We start from the raw sequence: 21,280 nt of genomic DNA, 5'->3' as shown, positions 1-21,280 counted from the left end.
ATGGGTGGCTTTTATAGCCACCCATTTTTTGCAAATCTTTATGAAACCTTCAAAAACTTCTCTTATTATATCTCTAAAGTAAATGATCTGCCCAGCGGCAGAAAAAAAAACCGTTGCTGGGCAGGCCGATTTCCCAGGCCGGTGATCGAAGCCGCCCGCACCGGGGACGCCGAGGCCGTAGAACGTGTCTTGCGGTACTACGAGGGCTACATAGGCTCTGCTCCGCAACGTCAGCAAGACAAACAGCAGAAGCATAAGGCAAAACAGAGCGAGAGCGGCCCTCAGGGATAAGGAAAGGTTTGAGAGCAGCAGTGCAACGCCAATCACACAGACAGCGGTTTCCTGTAGGCGTGCCATGACGCGGTCCAGGCCGTAAGCGGTCTTGACCGTCCCAAAAACACCCTCCACAGCATTGCGGTCGCAGTTGTCCTGATACTCCAGTTTCTTTGCTTGACGGGACAGGCCGGGAGCTTTTGGCGGCTTTCCCAGGGCCGGACCGGACAGACGAATACCATGCTCTTTGCAAAAAGCCAGTGTCTGGCGGCTGCGGTAGATTTTGTCCGCCAGGATACGTTCCGGGTAACAGCCATAGCGCTCCCGGTACCGAGCCACCGCCCGCCAGAGGTCTTCCGATTCGTTGAAGGGCTCGAAGTCCAGCCGTTCGATCCTGGCATAGCCATCCACCAGACTGATATGCAGTTTTGAGCCAAACTCGGTTTTGGCGTGGGCTTTTCCCCGAACGATGGGCCGGACCCAGGGCTGGGCCAGACTGACGATGCGCCGGGGAATGCTGTGGGTCCCGGATTCAAACATGAGGCGCTGCTGCTCGTAGACAGTAGTCATGATATTCAGGCGGTCCGCCTGCTTTGAAGACAATTTTGCACCTTTTTGAACCAATTCAGCTATGTACCTGATATCCCGGCGGATGTATTGCAGCTGTTTGCGTATCGCGGAACGGATTGCGTTCCCACTGCGCTTCTTGCTTTTGGACAGACGGAGATAGTCCTTCCGGGCGCGCTTGCGGTACATCCGGGGCTTCTTCTGTCCTGCCGCTTTACACAGCTCGTCCACCGTTTTCTCCGCTTTCTCCCGCACTTGGTTGAGTAAATCGATGTCCTGAGGATAGGCGATGTCCGCGGGGCAGCATGTGGCGTCCAGAATCAGTGTCCCGCTGTTAGGCGGATCGTTCCCGTCATCCGAGTCATCCTGTTTCCCTGTCTCCGCTTTTGGGACAGACGCCTCCAGAATTGCTGCCAGGTCCTCCTCGCTGAACCGTTTCCGGAACGCTACCAGCGTGGACGCCCCGAACGGACACGGCCCGTACTCCTTCATGCCGATGAAATATTGCAGATACGGGTTTTCTCCAATGTGCTTCACCAGCCATTGGTCGCTGCATTTCAGCCGCCGCTGAATCAGCAGCGCCCCTAATGCCATCCGTGCCGGATGGGCCGGGTGACCATTGTTCACGAATCGCGCTGCATACCGCTCCTCCGCTATCTCCCACGGAACCAGCGCCGCCAGTTTCACCCAATCGTTTTCTGGGTCCAGTTTCCCATATGGAAAGATGAAATCTTCCATCCGAAGCTGACTGTTGTCCTTATACATCCACTCCGCCCCCTATAAGTGCACGCTTTTTCCTTGCTTTTTCCCAATTCCCTTGCACCTATTCTACCATATTTCATCCCATATTGCTTGTCTTCTAAGCAGTTTGAGGTTACGAAGCAGGCCCTACATAAACAAGCTCTGCACCCGGACGCTGTATGACGAGTACGGCAACCCCTATGTCTGTCTGGACGAGCGCATGAAGCACCACCTGGAAAACAAGCTCATGCAGGCTATCGTCGGTTTAGACTGACGGCAACCGGCCCGGCAGGGCAGGCGGAACACCTTACCCTTTCCATGTTCCCCCGCCTCCGGCCCGGCTCTGCACCTTGACAAAGAAAGCCCGCAAAATAACGGCAGGCATTTTCTGAAAAAGACGCAAAAAACAGATGCCGCTTCGCTCTCGCAAAACGGCCCCTATTCTTCCAGTTTGATTGATCCGTCAATGGTAGCTTCGACGATGGGCAGGTACTTTTCCGGGCATAGCTTCAATTTTTGGCTGACCCGCTGACGCTGGGCGCTGTCCTCCCCAATAAGCTCAGGGCTGAAATAGCGTTCTATCGGCAGGCGACAGACCCTTACCAACTGTAAAATCACAGGGATGCTTGGAATGGTAGGCTTCAATTCGATTTCTGAAAGATACCGCGGGTCAATATTGATCTGTTCTGCCAGCACCTTGATCGTAAGCCCCAGCGCCTCCCTTGCGGCCCGCACATCCTCGCCAAAGGTTTCAAAGCCGGGACAGTCCTCGACTTTCGCCATATCACATCACCCTATAACAGTATATAGTTCATAGGGCATCCTTTGGGATGATATGATATGCGTTTATTCGCGGTTTATAGTTCATGTAAAATGTGGGGGCTTTAAGAACATGGCTTTTGAAGTGTCAAAATCGTCTTATATCCACTCTGCGGCGCGCTTTCAATTTTCATTATTCCACCATGCGCCTCCACGATTTGCCTTACAAGCAAAAGCCCCAGCCCATGCCGCAAGTCCAGCCGTTCATCGGTACTCTCCATGTAGTGCGGTTTTTCTTCCAGCTCCCGCAGCTTTTCGGGGGATAGACCCACGCCATCGTCGGCGACAGTCAGGGAAACGGTGCTGTCCGAACAGTCAAGACGCAGACTGATGGTACAGCCTTGCGGGTTGTGATTGATGCTGTTCTGCACCAGATTGTTGATCGCCCGTGAAATCAGCCGCGCGTCACATTCTATGACAGCAGTTTCGGAGTTTTTTGAAATTTCCACTCCAAATGAGTATTTTTCAGGAATACCAGTATTGAGCAAATCCGCCGCATAAGAGCGCAGCAGTTTAGACAGGCGCACAGGCTCCTTATGGAGCGGCTGCATTTCATATTCTAACTGCGATACCAAATTCAAGTCCTGTACCAAGTCTTTGATCTTTGTACTCTGCGCCCGGATGATTTCTGCCTCCTGCTGAATATTCCCACTGGCCTCGTGATCTCCGGCAATCCGTTGGGCATATCCCATAATCATAGAGAGTGGTGTGCGGATGTCGTGAGAAACGCCGCTGATCCAGTTGGCACGGGCCTGGTTCTGTCTGCTCAACACTTGGGACGCTTGATTGACGCTATCCGCAATTTCCGACAACTCGCCTTGAATGGACAAATCAACAGGTTTACCTGTGGACAGTGTTTTGATAGAGGCCATGATCGGCTCTGTATTTTTTGCAATTTTTCGTTTTGATAGGTAGTAGACCAAAAACAGAAGCACGATGTCTATTGCCAAAATGCCGGTTATAAAGAGCGGGAAAATCCTGATCGCCCGTATTGGGAAATAGTTTCCTGTCAGCTTCATAAAGCTGTCTTTTGGGTAGCCCAACACCAGCAGGCCATTATCTGTGTTCCGCACAAAAACAGGATAGTCTTGCAGATAGCCTTTTGAGAACACAGCCACATCCTGAATGGTGTACTGTGTCGGTATTTCCTCTGGTAAAGACACTTCCCAAATACAACGCCCGCTTGCATCCAATCGCATAGCCCAAATCTGATTGCGGTTTAACTCTTGCAGCCTTTCTTCTGATATGTCGGATGCTGACAGATCAGCGGCCACGGCCTCTAACATATTTGCCGGTGATGCCGAACCGTATTCCCTGAATACGATACCCCCGAACGTCAAGGCAAACGCAAGAATATTGATAAGCAGGAGAACCAGCGCAAAGGCAAAAAAGGAGAGAAGATATTTTGAGATATATTTGCCAAATGCTTTCATCGGTTATTTCACCCCTTTGCTTGTCAATCTGCCGTAAGCTCCACTAATACGATTTCAGGCCGATTATTGAAACGAAACGGAATGATACTGTTTCCAAGGCCACGGCTGACAACCATATTTGTGCCGCCGTCTGAATATAGGCCAGCATCGTACTTTGGGAAAAATCCCTGATTGGGAGCAACCAGCCCGCCGATCAGTGGCAACCGAAATTGACCGCCGTGTGCATGACCGCTTAAAACTAAATCAACACCACAGCTTACATAGGTATCAAACAATTCCGGCCTGTGTGAAAGTAAAATCGTATAGCCAGCCTTATCTTCCGTCAGGTCATTCAACTTGGTGCTTATCATAGCGGGGACTTCATCGAAGATATTACTTTTGATCGTAAAATTAGGGTCTGAAAGTCCCATCAAAGTGACAATACCGCCGTTGTGTTCAAGCTGTATTGCCTTGTCCTCAAGAACGATCACGCCAGCGGCTTCAAGTCCTGTTTTAAGCTCACTATACTGTGACAGGCAGGCTTCGTGATTGCCCGTCACATAATAGACCGGCGCAATTTGAACCGCCTTTTCAGCAAAAGAAAGAGCAACATCTATGTTCGTATGCTGTGCATCTATCAGATCGCCCGTTATTGCAATCATATCCGGCTTGCTCTCGGAAAGGCTGTTTAATAAATGCGAGTTTCCTTCTCCAAATTCAGCGTTATGCAGATCAGAAATCTGTGCAATTCTAAACCCGGAAAACTCCGAGGGTATCTGATTGCCGGAAACAGTAATTGAATTTACCATTAACGCTGTATTTCCCCAAATCGTCCATACAATCAAAGCAAGCAGTATTGTTATCAGGATATAGAAAAGCAAATGTGTTTTGGAATGGCTTTTTTTCATGGCCCTTGTTTATCCCCCACGCATTATTTCCTCGCCAGCAGCTTATAGCCCAGCCCTTTGACTGTCAGCAAGGACACCGGCTTTGACGGGTCTGCCTCGATTTTCTCCCGGACGCGCCGCACATGGGCGTTCAAGCTGTTTTCATAGCCAAAAGGATTGTCGCCCCATAGAGCCTCGCAGAGCGTGTCTACGGTCACGATGCGGCCCTCATTCCTCGCGAGCGTTTCCAGCAGTCTATGCTCCATCGCGGTCAAGGGAAGTATCTCACCGTCCTTATCCACTTCGGCCCGGCTGAAATCCACCGTGCAGCTATCCAGCTTCAAAACGGCTGCGTCCTCTTTGTAGCACCGGCGCAGAACCGCATAGACCCGCAACAAAAATTCCTGGGGCAGAAAGGGCTTCGGGATATAATCGTCCGCTCCAAGGCCCAGCCCCGCCAACTTGTCCGCCGCCTCGTCACGGGCCGTCAGAAAAATCACGGGAATATCCGTCCATGTGCGGATCTGCTCCATCAGAGCAAAGCCGTCGCCGTCCGGGAGCATCACATCCAAAATCGCAAGATCGGGCTTTTCTTCTTTGGCGGAGGTAATCCCCTCTTTCATATTGGCGGCGGTCACAAGGCGCTGAAAGCCCTCATCCGCTAAAATAGCTGTTACCATTTTCAAAAGCTCTGGCTCGTCATCGACCAGCAGGAGCTTTTTGCTGTGTAAAAAGGAATGGTCCATCATAATACCTCTCGGCAAAACATCGGTTTGTATTCTATACGGGCTTAATTAGTTGGTGTTCCAAAAAGGTTTCAAACGTATTTGCAGCGCCGCCATGTTCAACGATTCTTCCGTCTATAAGTTTATCAATATTTACCCCTGTAATTTCCAAAACCTTATTTGTAGGTGTTATTCCGATAAATTCCCCCTTATGCGTCCCCTTCATAACAAATTCCGAAATAATATAATTTTCTGCCGCATATTGGCGGACAATCTTTATGGTATAGTCTGGATACGTTTTTTTCAACGCCAAAAGGTGTTGTTTCATGCCTTCTATTCCTATAAAAATTTCCTTTTCGCCAATTCTCTGTACGCAATCCTCAGCTATATATTCAGGCAGTTCATCAAGCATATTTTCTGAAACAATAACTTCGTAGAAATATTTGACAATATCTTTATGATTCATGATGCACCTCTGCCGCTTCCAATTTTTCGGATTGATTATAACATAGCCTATTTGCTTTGTGAACGTCTTGATAAAAAAGTAAGGTAAAAGTAAGGACGCGAGAATGTAGAAGTCAGGTTGATGCTGTACCATAGGGGCAGAAAGGAGATGTGTCTATGGACTATATCATCGCCACAGAGCAGTTGACGAAGAAATACAAAAACTTTACCTCCGTCAACAATGTTTCTATCCACGTCCGCAGGGGCAGTATTTACGGTTTTCTCGGCCCAAACGGAGCGGGCAAATCCACCACCATGAAGATGCTCCTGGGGCTGACCGCCCCCACAAAGGGCAGCTTCACCATTGATGGAAAACACTTTCCAAATGACCGGCTGAACATCCTGCGGGAGATCGGCTCTTTCATTGAGGCACCCTCGTTCTACGCCAACCTGACGGGCCGGGAAAATCTGGATGTGATACGCCGGATTTTGGGCCTGGGTCAAAACACCGTGGAGGACGCCCTGGAACTGGTAGGGCTGTCCGAATTTGGAGATCGCCTCGCAAAGAAGTATTCCCTGGGTATGAAACAGCGGCTTGGCCTCGCCGGGGCGCTGCTGGGCCGTCCGCCTATCCTCATTCTGGATGAACCGACCAACGGCCTTGACCCCTCCGGCATCCATGAAATTCGCAATCTGGTAAAATCCCTGCCTGATCTGTACGACTGCACCATCCTCATTTCCTCTCATATGCTGTCGGAAATTGAGCTGATAGCGGACGACATCGGCATCCTCAATCATGGACGGCTGCTGTTTGAGGGCAGCCTGGACGATCTGCGCCGCAGCGCAAGGCAGGCGGGAATGTCCGCTGACAATTTGGAAGATGTGTTCCTCTCCATCGTGGAGCAGGACAACGCCGCCAGAAAGCAGAGGGCAAAGCTATGAGGGCGCTTGTGATCGAACTGCGGAAAGAGAAGCGGACAGGGGTGATTCCGGTGCTGCTGGCTGTCGGTATTTTAGGCGCGGCCTATGCCTTTGTCAACTTCCTTGTCCGAAAAGATACGCTGCTCAATCTTCCGCTGGCCCCGATGGACGTACTGCTGACCCAGCTTTACGGCATGATTATGATACTGAACCTGTTTGGTATCGTTGTCGCCTCCTGCATGGTCTACAACATGGAGTTCAAGGGCAGCGCAATCAAGAAGATGTATATGCTCCCCATGAGCGTATCGGGGATGTATCTCTGCAAATTCCTGATCTTGACCGTCATGCTCTTTGTGGCGGTGGCTCTGGAAAATCTGGCGCTCATGAAAATCGGAATGAGCGATCTGCCCCAGGGGACATTTGAAATGGGAACGCTGCTCCGCTTTACGGCCTATTCGTTCATCACATCCATGCCGGTGCTGTCCTTTATGGTGCTGATCTCCTCCCGCTTTGAAAATATGTGGGTTCCCCTTGGTGTGGGAGTTGCCGGTTTTTTAAGCGGGATGGCCCTGGCATCGTCAGCCGCGGCGGTCTTGATGGTGCATCCGTTCCTTGTGATGTTCAAGCCTGCGGTGGCTATGAGCGCACAACCCGATATGCTGGTGGTGCTGTTTGCTCTGGTCGAAACGCTCCTTTTCCTTGGCATTGGGCTGTGGATGGCAAAAAATCTGCGCTATGAGTAAAGGAGGAGCCGCATGAACTTTTTGGATTTGCTCGGCATTGAGTTTATGAAAGTGAAACGCTCAAAGATCGTTCCGCTGATTTTTATTGCCCCGCTGCTGGTAGTGGCCTCCGGGGTGGCCGCATTAAGCCGGTATTTCACGCCGGAGTACACCAACGCATGGCCCGCTATGTTCATTCAAAGCGCCCTGGTCTACGCCTACTATCTGCTGCCGTTCAGCATGATCGTGGTATGCGTGATGATTGCGGGGCGGGAAACGCAGAACAATGGCATCCTGAAAATGCTGGCCCTGCCGGTGAGCGGTCAGGCCCTTTCCCTGGCAAAGTTTTGTGTCCTGATGTTCTATCTATTCATGGAAATGGTTGTCTTTCTGGCGGTGTTCGTAGTTGCCGGTATGCTGGCTACTTCAACAATGGGAATTACAGAAACATTGCCCGTTCTCTATCTTCTGAAATGGTGCGTGGGGCTGTTTCTGACGATGCTCCCATGTTTGGCGGCAATGTGGGCAATCACGGTGTTATTTGAAAAGCCTCTGCTTTCCGTGGGGCTAAACCTGCTGCTGGTTATCCCCGGTATTCTGGTCGCTAACACGCCGCTCTGGATTGCTTATCCCTACTGTTACAGCGGCTATCTGGTGTCCTGTTCTCTGCACGATTTTACGGCGGAAACCTCTGACGCCGCATTTGCATTGATGCCGTTTCTGCCCTGTGCAATCGCTGTATTCGCTGTTCTGCTTGCTCTGTCAATCACACAATTTGGAAAAAAGGAAATGAGGTAATCGTATGGAAGTCACAAAAAAACTTCAAAAGCTCAGTTTGGCGGCGCTGATTGTCAGTCTGCTGCCGCTGGCAACCCTTGTCCCGGTGTATCTGAAAATCACTCTGCCGGATGGAGTACGCATGGTTTGGGCGATCTGCAACATCGTCCTTGCGCTGGCGGGCCTCTTTCTCTCCGTGATCTGCGTAAAGAGCGAGGAAAGCCGGAGCGCCGTCAACATCATGTCCACAGTAATCAGCGTTGCGCTGGTGCTGATGATGCTGGGGATTGTTGCCCTTGCCCTGGTTCTCAACTTCTTGCAGTAATAACAGATCGGGAAACTGCCATATAGCAAATATTTGAAAAACTGCCGCACGACGGCAAAAGAAAAAAAGCCGTCGTGCAGCAGCCTATAATCACGCTCATTTGCGAACGACGGCTTACAAATCAAAGCCGCCGTTCTTTTATCCCCCAAAAAGAATGACGCGGTAACGCTGGAAAGTGCGGCGGCTGACAGGAGGCAGCCGCCATGAAGTACATACCTGTTCGACACGATTTGACAGCATTTGAACCGTCAAAAAAAGCCCGTTCCCCGCCTGGGAGAATTGCGGCTACGAGATTATACTATACGGTGCAGATAAAGCAAATTATACTGTGCAACTCGCCCGGTGGGTCTGTGACCTGCCGGGCGAGTTTTGTCGTGTCCTGACCGGCCCGAAAAAAATTTTTGCAAATCGGGCCATTTACCGCGCAGATCGGCCCAATCACTTCGCTCTGTTAGCGGAAAGGGAGAGAACCACCACCATCCCCCGACGAAAGGGGGTGAGAAGATGGGAACTATCCCCCGCTTTAGCAGACCGGGCCAGTTTGACTGCTATTGCAAGCTGGTACTGGAACATGAGGCCATTGACTATCTGCGGAAAATGGACAGCCTGCGCGACCGTCATATATCGTTGAGCATCCTGCCGCAGAAAGAAATGGACAAGCTCTCCACGGTAGACCGCTACCCCAGCGACAGCCATGTTTTTACGTCGCATGGATGTGACCTGCCGATTGAGAACGAGCTTGTGGCCGACGCCTTTGCCGCCCTGACGGAGCAGGAACAAAGTATTCTGATACTGCACTGTGTCCTGGGAATGTCGGACGGCAAGATCGGTGAGATCATGGAGCTGTCCCGCTATGCCGTCCAGCGGCGCAGACGGAAAGCGCTGGATGAACTGCGGAACAAATTGACGGTGTTGATGCCAAAGGGAGGTTGAGCGCGGATGATGAACCCCAGCTACAAGGGCCGGGCGCTTCTCCCCATGCCGGTGATCGAAGCCGCCCGCGCCGGGGACGTCGAAGCCGTGGAACAGGTCTTGCGGTACTACGAGGGCTACATAAACAAGCTCATCTATGCCATCGTCGCCGTAGACTGACGGCAACCGGCCCGGCAGGGCAGGCGGAACATCTTACCCTTTCCATGTTCCCCCGCCTCCGGCCCGGCGCTGCACCTTGACAAAGAAAGCCCGCAAGATAACGGCGGCGCAGCATAGGGCACATCGGGTACGTCCTTTTTACGCCGAGCCAGACAGCGGGTGCGCCATGACGCTTTTCCCCTACGGGGAAAAGTCAAGCGACCAACACCGCGCCGGAGAGCAAGTGTAGCGGCTTGCGGGCGACGACACGCATTGAGGGGAGACAAGCCTTTATAGCCATAGTCCGAGCGTTAGAAGCGTCGCAGGCATTGGGTAAAGCTGCCTTAACGGGCAGGGGTGAAATTCCCGCGAGGCTGTGCTGCCAGCCGCCCGATGAAAGCCTTTTTCTTCATAACGTACAAGCCGGAGCGCATATTTTATTGTATGCTGACCGGAAAGGGGAATGAAGATGATTAGCCAATTACAGCTTCGAGAAATGAGAAGCGTAGATATAACACAGGTTGACCGCAGCACTTTGGCAGATATTCGCAACATTCACATCGACCCTGCGATGCCAACCACAGAAAAGATGCAGAACTACCTTGAACAAATCGTAAATCCGTATTGTTTTCTTTGCGGCGATACGCCTGTCAAAATCCGCTTTGTATCTGAAAGCAAAACCTTAAAGCAATCCTTATGCGATTACTTTTTAAGCCTTAAATGAAGTGCCAACTTTCCCGTTGCCATTTTTGACAAAATCCTTGTGATTATGGGGAGAAAATGTTATAATAGACCTGTAATTATAGGGGGAAAGGAGGTATCATGCCCCGCACGCGCAAAAACAGAACGGCACGTGCCAGCGCAGAGCCGTTTTGGAAAATCGGGCTTTATATTCGCCTCTCCAAAGAGGACGACAACGAGGACGACAGCGAGAGCATTATCAATCAGGAAAAAATACTGCGGGACTTTGTAGATGGTTACTTTGAGCCGGGAAACTATGTGATTGTAGATGTGTTTGCCGATGACGGACTGACAGGCACAGATACAGCGCGTCCAGACTTCAAGCGGCTTGAGGGCTGTATCGTTCGCAAGGAAGTAAACTGCATGATTATCAAGTCACTTGCACGCGGTTTCCGCAATCTTGCAGATCAGCAAAAGTTTCTTGAAGAATTTATCCCAATCAACGGCGCAAGGTTTATCTGCACAGGTACACCATTCATCGACACCTATGCAAATCCACATTCTGCAAGCGGTCTTGAAGTGCCGATCAGGGGAATGTTCAACGAACAGTTTGCCGCTACCACTTCCGAAGAAATCCGAAAGACGTTCAAAATGAAGCGGGAGCGCGGCGAGTTTATCGGAGCATTTGCCACATACGGCTACAAGAAAGACCCCAACGACAAAAACAGCCTCTTGATAGATGAAGAAGCGGCGGAAGTCGTGAGAAGCATTTATCATTGGTTTGTCCATGAGGGGTACAGCAAAATGGGGATTGCCAAAAGGTTGAACAGCATGGGAGAGCCGAACCCCGAAGCCTATAAAAAGAAAAAGGGGTTCAAGTACAATAATCCCAATTCCAGCAAAAACGATGGCTTATGGTCTGCCAGTACGGTTGCAAGGATATTGCAGAATGAAATTTACACCGGCGTGATGGTGCAGGGACGGCATCGCATCATCAGCTACAAAGTACACAAGCAAATCGCTGTTCCCGAAGATGAATGGTTTGTTGTCCCAAATACCCACGAAGCAATCATTGACAGGGAAACCTTTGAAAAAGCACAAACCCTGCACAAGCGCGACACAAGGACAGCGCCGGGCAAGCAGGATGTCTATATTTTGTCTGGCTTTGTCCGCTGCGCTGACTGTAAAAAGGCGATGCGGCGAAAAACCGCCCGCAATTTGACCTACTATGCTTGCCGCACGTTTACTGACAAAAAGACTTGCAGTAAACATTCTATCCGGCAGGACAAGCTGGAAGAAGCGGTTTTAGCTGCCCTGCAAGTGCAGATCGCATTGGTAGACGAACTGTCGGAAGAAATCGAGCGGATAAACAACGCGCCTGTTATCAACCGGGAAAACAAGCGATTGACCCTTGCGTTGAAGCAGGCAGAGAAACAGCTAAAGCAATATCATGACGCTTCCGACAGCTTGTACCTTGATTGGAAAAGCGGCGATATTACCAAAGAGGAATACCGCCGCTTAAAAGGCAAGATTGCCGAGCAGACCGCCCAGCTTGAACAAAACATTTCTTATCTAAAAGGGGAAATGCAAGTGATGGCTGACGGCATCGACACCGACGACCCCTATCTTACTGCTTTTCTAAAGCACAAGAATATCCAAACCCTTAATCGCGGTATCGTGGTGGAATTGGTCAATATGGTTTGGGTACATGAAAACGGGGAAATAACGGTGGACTTCAATTTTGCCGACGAGTATCAACGCATACTTGATTACATTGAGAACAATCACAACATTCTTACGGTGATAGAGCGAAAGCCCGCGATATAGCAGGCTTAACGCCCCATCTCCGAGCAAGAGTTATTGTTGTGCATAAATAAGCGGCGCAGTTGGTCCCACCGGCCCCGCGGGTCCCGCCATTACGCCCGGCCCTGCTGTGGCTAACCTGGATGATGGGATCGGGACCCCGGAGATCATAGACAAGATCAATGAGCTGCTGGCCTCTCTGAGGACCGCAGGCGTGATCGCGACCTAAGTTCCGTTTGCCGGCGCTCCTGATTTAGGGGCGCCGGCCCTTTTATAAGGAGGTTTTTATGGGGAAATACAGGGTGTGTGTCTACGCCATCTGCAAAAATGAGGCGCAGTTTGTGGACCGCTGGATGAATTCCATGTCTGAGGCGGACCGGGTCGTGGTGCTGGACACCGGCTCGGAGGACGGGACGGTGGAAAAGCTGCGGGCGCGGGGGGCGGAGGTGACCGTGGAAGCCATCTCGCCCTGGCGGTTTGACACGGCCCGCAACCGCTCCCTGGAGCTGACGCCCGAGGACACGGACATCTGCGTCTGCACCGACCTGGACGAGGTTTTCCACCCCGGCTGGCGGCAGGCGCTGGAGCAGGTCTGGGTGCCCGGGGCGGGACAGGTATCCTACCGATACACCTGGTCCTTCAACGCCGATGGCTCGGAGGGGGTGGTGTTCTGGTACGAGAAGATCCATGCACGCCAGGGCTACCGGTGGGTCCACCCGGTCCACGAGGTGCTGCGGTGGGTGGGGGAGGGGAGTCCCGGCCCTATGGTGACAGCGGAAAACGTCCAGCTGGACCACCATCCGGACCCCGCCAAATCCCGGAGTCAGTACCTGCCGCTGCTGGAGCTGTCCGTCCGGGAGGAGCCGGGGGACGACCGCAACGTACACTATCTGGGCCGGGAATATATGTACCGGGGCCGCTGGGACGACTGCATCCGCACGCTGAAGGGGCATCTGGCCATGCCCACCGCCCTCTGGCGGGACGAGCGGGCGGCCTCCATGCGGTACATCGCAAAATCCTACTGGGAGAAGGGGGAGGCCGCTCAGGCCAGAGACTGGTATCTCCGGGCGATCACCGAGGCCCCCCATCTGCGGGAGCCCTACACCGACCTGGCTCTGATGCTCTGTCAGCAGGAGGAGTGGGAGGGGGTGCTCTATTTCACCGCCTGCGCCCTGGCCATTACGGTCCGGCCCCGGAGCTATATCTGCGAGGCCGCCGCCTGGGGCAGCCTCCCCCACGATCTGCGAGCCATGGCGTTCTACCACACCGGCGCCTTCCGGGAGGCGGCGGAGGAGGCTGGCCGGGCGCTGGAGCTGGAGCCGGGAAACGAGCGGCTGCGGGGCAATCTGGAGCTGATGAAGCAGGCGGCGAACAAGCCCTTGCAATTGGAGGGAAATTTGCTATAATGGGAAGCATCTGACAGAGGAAAGGCGGATGCATCATGGACCTGTACAGCATTGGAGAGCTTGTCATCGACTTTACCCCCGGCAATGAGCCGGCCAGCTATATCCGCAATCCCGGCGGCGCTCCGGGCAACGCGGCCATCGCCGCCGCCCGCAGCGGCCTGTCTGCGGGCGTGTGCAGCAGCGTGGGGGAGGACGACTTCGGACATTTCCTGGCGCAGACCATGGAGGAGAACGGCGTTCGGCTCCTGAACCCGGAGCCGTGCACCAAGGCCATCACCACGCTGGCCTTTGTTACCTTGGCTCCGGATGGCAACCGCAGCTTTACCTTCGCTCGGAAGCCGGGGGCCGACATGTTCCTGGAGGAGTCCGCCGTGAAGGAGGAGGAGATCCGGGACAGCGTCATCGTCCATGCGGGGTCCTGCTCTCTGTCTGCGTCCCCTGCAGCGGAGGCCACCGTCAAAGCCCTGCGGCTGGGCCATGCGCTGGGCAGACTGGTCAGCTTTGACGTGAACTACCGCAGCGTCATGTGGAACGGCGATCAGGGGGCCTGTGCGGCCAAGGTGCGGGAGATCCTGCCCTTTGTGGATCTGCTGAAGGTCTCGGACGAGGAGGTTGGCATGGTGGGCGGCGAGGAGGCCCTGCCCGGCCTGATGAAGGAGTACGGCATCGCCGCCATCGCGGAGACCCTGGGCGGCGCGGGGGCCCGCTGCTTTTTTGAGGGCCGCTCCTGGGATGTCCCCAGCCACAAGGTCCCCTGTGTGGACACGAACGGCGCGGGCGACGCCTTCTGGGGGGCGTTTCTGTCCAGCCTGCGCATTCAGGGGGTGGAGCAGACCTCCGATTTGACGGAGGAGGTCCTCCGCCGGGCCATGGAGTATGGCAGTGCCGCCGGCGCGCTGACGGTGCAGAAGAAGGGGGCGATCCCCGCTCTGCCCACCCGGGAGGAGATCGAGGCGTTTCTGGCCCGCTGAGCGGGCCGGAAACGCTTGCCGGATGCCGCCCAAAAACCCTCTTGCCAGAATCAGCCGGCCTTGATATAATTTGGACACATCTGTCACCGCCAGTTTTGTGGAAGCAAAGAAGAACGGGCGGGGAGAAAGGGAAAGCTTATGAAAACACATAAACGTATTTCGGCGGCGCTGCTGGCAGCGTCCATCGCTCTGTCCATGCTGGCGCCAGTGAGAGCGGCAGAGCAGCCTGACGCAGCGCCTGGAGAACTCCAGGTCACGGTGCGCATTGATTACAGCCAAAGCATGGACGCGCTGCGAAGCAGGAACATTCAAGCGGAGCTGGTCCGGCAGGGGATGTCCTTGGGGACGGTCAGCCTGACCGGCGCCGCCCAAGCTCAACTGGGTGGATGTGCCGCCCAGGTATCCCTTCGGGACCGGACGGGGGGAGAACTCATCGGTACTGCGGACCCCGGAGCTCTGGATCTGACGGTAACGGGACTGCCTCAGGGGGACTATACCCTCCGGGTGATTGGCAAGGGCTATGCCCGCTGCGAGGTCCCCTTCTCCATCCAGGACTACAGCCACTACATCGAGCTGGGCACGGGGGATGGCACCTTTGCTCTGGGTGACTTTGATGGAAACGGCAGGGTGGACGCCAAGGACCGGGACGCTTTGACCGGCGCGCTTGGCAGTACCAATCAAGCCGATCTGGACCAATATGACTTGAATGGGGATGACCAGATCGATATTGTGGATCTGGCCTATGTCAACCACAACGCCAACACCCCGGCTGCTTCCCCTGCTGTGCTGGATACGGTATGCATCGGCGTCCAGGCGGATGAGGACCAAGCGGCTGCGGATCTGGCCGGCGCCGGTACTCAGCTTACCGCAGGCAGCCTGCAGAGCCTGTTTCAGACCGGGAGCGGCAGAGCCACCTTCAGGAATGCGGCCGGGCAGGGCACGATCCGCATTCCCATTCCCCTGAATGGGGCCGTAACTGCGGAAAACCTTCAAATCACTACGCCGGACAGTGAGCAGGGCGCCATCCAGGCAGGAACGGTGGAGGTGGAATATGAAGGCGGAACCATCTCCCGCACCTTCTCCTTCGGCAGCTCCAGATACGCTGACGTTTATGCGATCGCCCCGGACCCCGGACACAATGTCATCGTCATTCCTCTGGGCAAACGGGTGGCGGTCAAGAAGGTCACGATTACCGTCACCAAAACAGCGGGCGGAGAGTATGCGACGGTAGAATCCATTCGATTTCTACAGGATATTATCCCGGAGGGCTTGACAGAACCCAACAGTCTCGTAAAAAACCTCTCTGCCGTTCCAGGAGACGGCCGGGTCTCCTTGAAATGGAACGAGCTGCCCAACGTGTCCGGCTACCGGGTCGAGTACTGGGAAAAGGACAAGGAGAGCGCCCGCCGTCAGGTCAATGTGGACGTGCCCCAGGCTCAAATTTCCGGGTTAGAGAATCTGAATATTTACTGCTTCACCGTCACCCCCACCGATGGGGCCTGGCAGGGGCAGACCTGCGCCCCTGTTGAGGCTGCGCCTCAGCCCGCAAAAGCCCCTTCTGCGCCCGATATGGTGAGCGTCACCCCGTTGGACGGCCAGCTGAGCGTGTCCTGGAAGGCGGGGGAGAATGCGGTATGGTACGAGGTATACTACACGGACCAGGCCAACGCCTCCACCGCCTCCTACCGGCAGGCCGGCGGACAGGTGACCGGAAGCAGCTTGACCATCCCCGATCTGGTCAATGGGACGACCTACTATATCTACGTTGTGGCAGGCAATGACGCCGGCCGGAGCGGCCCCTCCCGAATTGCCGAGGGCACTCCAAAGGCCACCGATTACAGCCGCCCGGCGGGCATCCCCACAGAGGGCATTCTGGAAGGGAACGATATCCAGCGGGTATGGCTGGCGGACAGCGGAAATGTCTCCCCCAGCTCCTACTCCGCTGCCCAGCCCTTCCAGCCCGCGTACATGAACGACGGCGACCTGCGGACCCACTGGACCTCCCAATCCTGGGACGACGGCAACTGGGCCAGAAGCAAAACTGTGTTCGCATCCTTCAGCCAGCCTGTGGATATCAGCAGCGTCATATGGGTGCCAAGGCTGGATGGAGATTACGCCAACTACCTGAGACTCTATACGGTCACCGTATGGCGGGAGGGGGACGATTTGAAGGGTCCCGGGACCCTGGTGTCCCCGGATCCCCTTCGGGGAGGCAGCGCCGCGGACCATGCTACCTGGCTTGGCGTGCGGAACAACCCCGGCGTGACGAAGTTCGCGGTACTGCCCTTTGAACCTGTGACGGATGTGGTGCAGGTGTCCATCACGATTGAGCAGGTGGGATACTCGGCAGTCAGCCTCTCCGAGCTGATGTTCATGGAGTATGACCCCGCCCACAGCCTTCCGGACAACATCGCCGCCCTCTTTGCCAATGAGCTGCGGACCCAGCTGGCCGCTGGCGTGACACAGTCGGATATTGACGGGCTCAAGGCCCGGCTGAACAGCGGCGAGATCAATTATTACCTGAATCCCGAAACTCTGGCCGACGAGCTGGTATTGGCGCAGGAGCTGCTGGACACCCAGTCCACCAGCGGCGTGGTGCTGAACGGAGTTCAATCCCGCAGCAGCGGCGCGGACAGCGCCAAGTACAGTCAGGGCGGCAGCGACCTCCAGCCGCTGGGAGTGGCCGCCAAGGCGGGAGAGGAGATCACGGTCTACGCCTCCGGTATCCCAGATGGGGCGGAATTGACGGTCTTCGCAACCCAGTTCAATGCCGAGGTATCCGCCTGGCGGGCCAAAGCGGGCACTTTGGTCAATGGCCGGAATATCCTCACAGTCCCTGCGATTGGCAGCCAGGCCACGGAGCGGGGCGGCAGCCTGTATCTGACCTACAGCGGCGCCAACCCCGAGCAGATCCAGCTTCACGTCCGCCGGGCGGTGGATATTCCTGTTTTGGAGCTGTCCGACTGGTATGATCTGAATGTGGACGCGCGCAGGACCCGAATTGGGGCCTACGTGGATGAGCTGACCAGATATGTGGCCGCGCAGAACATCACAAACAGCAATGCCCAGACGAAAACAACCAACGTAACCGAAATCTCCACCCCCACTGTGCTTTTGTCCCTCCCCGCCGCCGCCGTACTGGGCGCCAACAGCGCCAGTCGGGACAGCAAGGTGGAAAACCTGTATCAGGATGTGCTGGCCTGGGAGGATCTGATGCACATCTGCAAAACGACCCAGGGCATTAACAACACCTATGAGAAAAACGACATGACGTCCCGGCAGAACATCCGGTGTATGCAAATGTTCGCCGGCGCCTTCATGTACGCGGCGGGCAGCCACATCGGCATCGGCTACGGCTCCTGTGCCGGTATGGTAAGCGGACTGCCCATCGCCAAGCTGCCTGCCGGTGCGGCAGCCAACAGCCTGTTCGGATGGGGGATCGCCCATGAAATCGGTCACAACATGGACAAGCTGGGCCAGGCGGAGATCACCAACAATATTTACTCCCTCATGGTCCAGACCTATGACGGAGCAGACAACACCTTCCAATCCCGCCTGGAAAAGAGCGGCAAATACCCTGCCATCTTCACCAAGACCGCCCAAAGCCAGCCCGGCGTCTCCAATGATGTGTTTGTCCAGCTGGGCATGTACTGGCAGCTTCACCTGGCCTATGACGGGGCGCAGAATGACGAGCACGGCCCCATGTGGTTCTATAACCAATTCTTCCTGGACTGGAAGAAGGGCACCTACACAGCCGGAGCCCAGTCCTATGACGACAGGGTAGCGCTCACTGCCGCCGGGGTGGTGAAGAAGGACCTGACCGAATTCTTTGAGCGGTGGGGGATGTCCCTCAGCCCGGAGGCCAAGAAGACACTGGCGAGCTATGCCACGGAACCCCGTGCGCTCTGGTATCTCAGCGACCAGAGCCGCCGGGAGCGTCTGAGCGGGTCTAACGCCGCCACAGGCACACTCACCGCCCAGGCGGCGCTGAATGGAGACAATGCCATTCTTATTACCATTACCCCCGAACTCAACGGCAAGGTCCAAGGCTATGAAATCATCCGCAACAACAAATCCATTGCCTTTGTTGTCCCTGGAGCGGAAGGCGCCGTCCAATATGAGGATGTGATCGGCTCGGGCAACCATCGGACCTACCAATATCAGGTAGCTGCCTACGATATCCTGGGCAATCGGATCGCCGCTGCCGAGACAGATGAGGTTCGGGTGGCCTACGACAAGACTGTGGATCCCTCTGCATACACCATGACCCGCAGCGGCAGCACCGCCACCTTCCAGTTCAGCGAGGCTGCCTCCATCTCCGGTCTCAAGCTCACCGGGTCCAACCGTCCCACCAGCGGAGCCTACACCATCACGGTGGAAGCCAGTTTCACGGGCGAGGATAAGAAACCGGTCACCAGGACGGTCACGGCTCGAGAGGGCTCCTTCGACGCCGGAAACCAGGCGGTGGACGACCAGGACAGCTACCTGACCTACTTCCAGAAACCCGGAGCCGCCTCTGACGACACCCGGATCTGGACCTACGACGCCAAAACCCTCACCGTAACCGGCATCCCGGCAGATATGGCGGACAGCGATATCCGTTTGATCAGCTATGCCGGAGACGATGTGGCCTTCTGGGAAGCCGGGGCTGTGGGCCGGCTGTCTGCCGACTACCGGTATGGCGACGGCGACGGCGATGTCATCCCCAAGGACACATTGGTCATCGTAGGTACTTATCGGGGTGACCCCAGGTTCAACACCGTAAAGGTGATGGGCCGGTTCACCAGAACCACAGACGCGGGGGAGGAGCTGAACGGCGGCGAGGCTGAGGAGCGGTATCTGGACGGCTATGCCCTCCTGTTTGCCGAGATCCCGGCGGATCAGCAGGTAAGTGATATCAGCGATGGGCTGTTCATCTTTGTTCCCGATGTCCAGAGGGAGGCAGAGCTTCAGGAGGTACAGGGCGAGGATCAGGTTAACCGCTGTGACGGCAGCAACCTCCTGCCCAGCCAGATGAAGCTGGTACTCTCCCGCACCGATCTGCCCGACGCAGCGGACTCCCAGAGGGTGACGGCCGAGACTCTGTGGATCTCGTCCCCCGGCGGCGAACATCTGCCGGTTATCGTATTGGAGGTTGATGAGGGATGAAACGACTCTGTGCCATTCTTTCCTCCCTCGCCCTGATTGCCGCTCTGCTGTGCCCTGCGGCGGCGGCATCCGGCAGTTCTGTGCTCTGGGTCCAAGGGAGCGGCGGGTCGGGAAACGTCCAGCTCACCCTGCAAAACCTGGGCGCTCAAGAGGTCAACAGTGTTCAGCTGGAGCTGACTCTGGAGGGGAGCTACCCCAACGCCAGCTTCGCCGGAGACGGCAATGGAAGATACAGCCACTGTAAAGCGGATGCCTCTGGAAACCGGACCACCGTCACCATCTACATTGACTCGGTGAAAACCTTGAACCAGAGCGGGACCGCCATGCTGGGCACCCTGACGCTGGGGAGCAGCTGTACTGCCCCCAGCTCTGCCCGGCTGACCGTGCTGGACCACGGCTTGAACGCCAGCGGTTCGACTGGCAGCGTGCCGGTCCAGGTCAATTCCAACGGTTCCTCCGGCGGGAACAATAACAGCAGCAGCGGCAGTAGCGGGTCCTCCTCCAAATACTCGGTGCGTGTGGGCAGTGTGGAGCATGGCTCCATCACGGTCCGGCCCACCAGCGCAGAAGCTGGAGAGACCGTGACCATCACCACCCGGCCGGACAGCGGTTATCGCCTGTCTGAGCTGACTGTCACAGCCAATAGGCGGACGATTTCCCTCAGCGACAAGGGGAATGGAGTCTATTCCTTTGCGATGCCCGGTTCGTCGGTGGAGATACAGGGAGCCTTTGCCGCTGGCGCCTCCACCCCCGTTGAGCTGCCCTTTACGGATGTGGCGGCAGGCGTCTGGTACTACGATGCCGTGGAGTATGTGTATGAGCATGGGCTGATGGCCGGGACCGGCGCCTCCACATTCTCCCCCGAATTGTTCACCAGCCGAGGGATGATCGTCACCATTCTCCATCGGATGGCCGGTTCCCCCGCCGCCGGTTCCTCTGCTTTCCTTGATGTTTCGGCCGGCCAGTATTATGCCGATGCTGTGGCCTGGGCCGCGGCCAATGGGGTGGTCAGCGGATACGGAGACGGCCGGTTCGGCCCCAACGACTCCATCACCCGAGAGCAAATGGTGGTGATCCTCCAAGGCTTTGCCCGGCTGCAGGGCTGGGACGTGAGCAATCGGGCTGACCTGTCCATCTATGAGGATGCGGGAAGCATCAGCGGATACGCTGTGGAAGCGATGCGGTGGGCCAGGTCGGAAGGACTGATCAACGGAACCAGCGCCACCACTCTGACTCCCACTGGAACGACTACCCGGGCCCAGGCGGCGGTCATATTACGGGGCTTCTGTGAAAAATGGTCCTTTGGCGGCTGATAGCATGCCGTGCAGAACAGCAAGCCAGTCCGCTTCGGCGGACTGGCTCAGCGAAAAAACCTCGCCTATGGCGAGGTTTTTTCGTGTCATGGAGGAGGAGCAGGATGGAAAATAGGGCCGCGTCTATTGTACCTCAGAGGAATTTGACGCCGCTTGAGCGGCGCTATGGGGAAAGCGTTCGCTGTGCTGGACCGTCTGGACAGAAAGCGGTACGCCGGGGAATACTGGCCTTGTGGTTTCCGGCTGCTTCAAGCAAGGCACAACCGCCGCTGCC

19 protein-coding genes and 1 pseudogene are annotated in these 21,280 nt (G+C 55.5%); 14 read left to right on the top strand and 6 right to left on the bottom strand.

From position 1 onward, the window contains the following. A complete protein-coding gene (locus VV088_RS09315; RefSeq protein WP_334600482.1) occupies positions 1-291 on the top strand; it encodes a helix-turn-helix domain-containing protein in 291 nt (96 codons plus the stop codon). Here the strand turns inward: VV088_RS09315 and VV088_RS09310 are convergent. Continuing rightward, a pseudogene (locus VV088_RS09310) lies at positions 196-1,605 on the bottom strand (IS5 family transposase); the annotation flags it as partial. The gene VV088_RS09315 and the pseudogene VV088_RS09310 sit on opposite strands and share 96 nt — an antisense overlap. 103 nt (positions 1,606-1,708) lie before the next feature. On the opposite strand from VV088_RS09310, the gene VV088_RS09305 reads away from it, so the two are divergent. Beyond that, positions 1,709-1,855, top strand: a complete 147-nt coding sequence (locus VV088_RS09305; protein WP_442913127.1) for a helix-turn-helix domain-containing protein — start codon at positions 1,709-1,711, stop codon at positions 1,853-1,855. Positions 1,856-2,019: 164 nt separating this feature from the next. On the opposite strand, the gene VV088_RS09300 is transcribed toward VV088_RS09305, so the two are convergent. The 5 genes from VV088_RS09300 to VV088_RS09280 form a co-directional block, all read right to left on the bottom strand. After that, the gene (locus tag VV088_RS09300) at positions 2,020-2,364 is read right to left on the bottom strand and encodes a helix-turn-helix domain-containing protein (protein WP_334600414.1); all 345 of its coding nucleotides are present in this window, start codon (positions 2,362-2,364) and stop codon (positions 2,020-2,022) included. Positions 2,365-2,465: 101 nt separating this feature from the next. Next, positions 2,466-3,833 carry a sensor histidine kinase gene (locus VV088_RS09295; RefSeq protein WP_334600413.1) on the bottom strand — a complete coding sequence of 456 codons (1,368 nt, stop codon included), beginning with the start codon at positions 3,831-3,833 and terminating at the stop codon, positions 2,466-2,468. Positions 3,834-3,856: 23 nt separating this feature from the next. After that, entirely contained in the window at positions 3,857-4,720 is an 864-nt protein-coding gene (locus VV088_RS09290; protein WP_334600412.1) for a metallophosphoesterase, read from the bottom strand. A 23-nt stretch (positions 4,721-4,743) separates the two neighbouring features. After that, positions 4,744-5,448, bottom strand: a complete 705-nt coding sequence (locus VV088_RS09285; RefSeq protein WP_442913126.1) for a response regulator transcription factor — start codon at positions 5,446-5,448, stop codon at positions 4,744-4,746. Positions 5,449-5,479: 31 nt separating this feature from the next. Further along, positions 5,480-5,890 (bottom strand): ester cyclase, encoded by a 411-nt coding sequence (locus tag VV088_RS09280; protein WP_334600411.1) that lies wholly within the window; start codon positions 5,888-5,890, stop codon positions 5,480-5,482. A gap of 155 nt (positions 5,891-6,045) precedes the next feature. Here VV088_RS09280 and VV088_RS09275 point away from each other — a divergent pair, with 155 nt between their 5' ends. The 12 genes from VV088_RS09275 to VV088_RS09220 all read left to right on the top strand — a co-directional run bounded on the left by VV088_RS09275 (position 6,046) and on the right by VV088_RS09220 (position 21,006). Continuing rightward, positions 6,046-6,810, top strand: coding sequence for an ABC transporter ATP-binding protein (locus VV088_RS09275; RefSeq protein WP_334600410.1), 765 nt, complete (start codon positions 6,046-6,048; stop codon positions 6,808-6,810). Next, positions 6,807-7,532 (top strand): ABC transporter permease, encoded by a 726-nt coding sequence (locus VV088_RS09270; protein WP_334600409.1) that lies wholly within the window; start codon positions 6,807-6,809, stop codon positions 7,530-7,532. Before VV088_RS09275 ends, VV088_RS09270 begins: the two co-directional genes overlap by 4 nt. A 12-nt stretch (positions 7,533-7,544) precedes the next feature. Further along, on the top strand, positions 7,545-8,309 hold the full coding sequence (locus VV088_RS09265; RefSeq protein WP_334600408.1) for an ABC transporter permease: 765 nt from the start codon (positions 7,545-7,547) through the stop codon (positions 8,307-8,309). Positions 8,310-8,313: 4 nt separating this feature from the next. Beyond that, positions 8,314-8,613 (top strand): hypothetical protein, encoded by a 300-nt coding sequence (locus VV088_RS09260; RefSeq protein WP_334600407.1) that lies wholly within the window; start codon positions 8,314-8,316, stop codon positions 8,611-8,613. Between the two features lie 504 nt (positions 8,614-9,117). Beyond that, entirely contained in the window at positions 9,118-9,546 is a 429-nt protein-coding gene (locus tag VV088_RS09255) for a sigma-70 family RNA polymerase sigma factor (protein WP_334600406.1), read from the top strand. A gap of 6 nt (positions 9,547-9,552) precedes the next feature. Further along, positions 9,553-9,705, top strand: a complete 153-nt coding sequence (locus VV088_RS09250) for a helix-turn-helix domain-containing protein (RefSeq protein ID WP_442913125.1) — start codon at positions 9,553-9,555, stop codon at positions 9,703-9,705. Positions 9,706-10,153: 448 nt separating this feature from the next. Continuing rightward, positions 10,154-10,408, top strand: a complete 255-nt coding sequence (locus VV088_RS09245) for a DUF6870 family protein (RefSeq protein WP_160641469.1) — start codon at positions 10,154-10,156, stop codon at positions 10,406-10,408. A 98-nt stretch (positions 10,409-10,506) separates the two neighbouring features. After that, positions 10,507-12,192, top strand: coding sequence for a recombinase family protein (locus VV088_RS09240; RefSeq protein WP_334600405.1), 1,686 nt, complete (start codon positions 10,507-10,509; stop codon positions 12,190-12,192). A gap of 263 nt (positions 12,193-12,455) precedes the next feature. Then, positions 12,456-13,574 (top strand): tetratricopeptide repeat-containing glycosyltransferase, encoded by a 1,119-nt coding sequence (locus VV088_RS09235; protein WP_334600404.1) that lies wholly within the window; start codon positions 12,456-12,458, stop codon positions 13,572-13,574. Positions 13,575-13,609: 35 nt separating this feature from the next. Next, a complete protein-coding gene (locus VV088_RS09230; RefSeq protein WP_334600403.1) occupies positions 13,610-14,545 on the top strand; it encodes a carbohydrate kinase family protein in 936 nt (311 codons plus the stop codon). A 138-nt stretch (positions 14,546-14,683) separates the two neighbouring features. Next, complete coding sequence (locus VV088_RS09225) at positions 14,684-19,693, top strand: M60 family metallopeptidase (RefSeq protein ID WP_334600402.1); 5,010 nt, start codon at positions 14,684-14,686, stop codon at positions 19,691-19,693. Beyond that, complete coding sequence (locus VV088_RS09220) at positions 19,690-21,006, top strand: S-layer homology domain-containing protein (RefSeq protein ID WP_334600401.1); 1,317 nt, start codon at positions 19,690-19,692, stop codon at positions 21,004-21,006. The genes VV088_RS09225 and VV088_RS09220 overlap by 4 nt, the downstream gene beginning before the upstream one ends. The last annotated feature ends 274 nt before the right edge of the window (positions 21,007-21,280 follow it).

It is taken from the genome of Lawsonibacter sp. JLR.KK007 (assembly GCF_036941135.1).
In the GTDB taxonomy this organism is placed as follows: Bacteria; Bacillota; Clostridia; order Oscillospirales; family Oscillospiraceae; genus Lawsonibacter.
The sequence above is the reverse complement of the archived record's forward strand: the minus strand, read 5'-3'. Positions and strand labels throughout refer to the sequence as shown.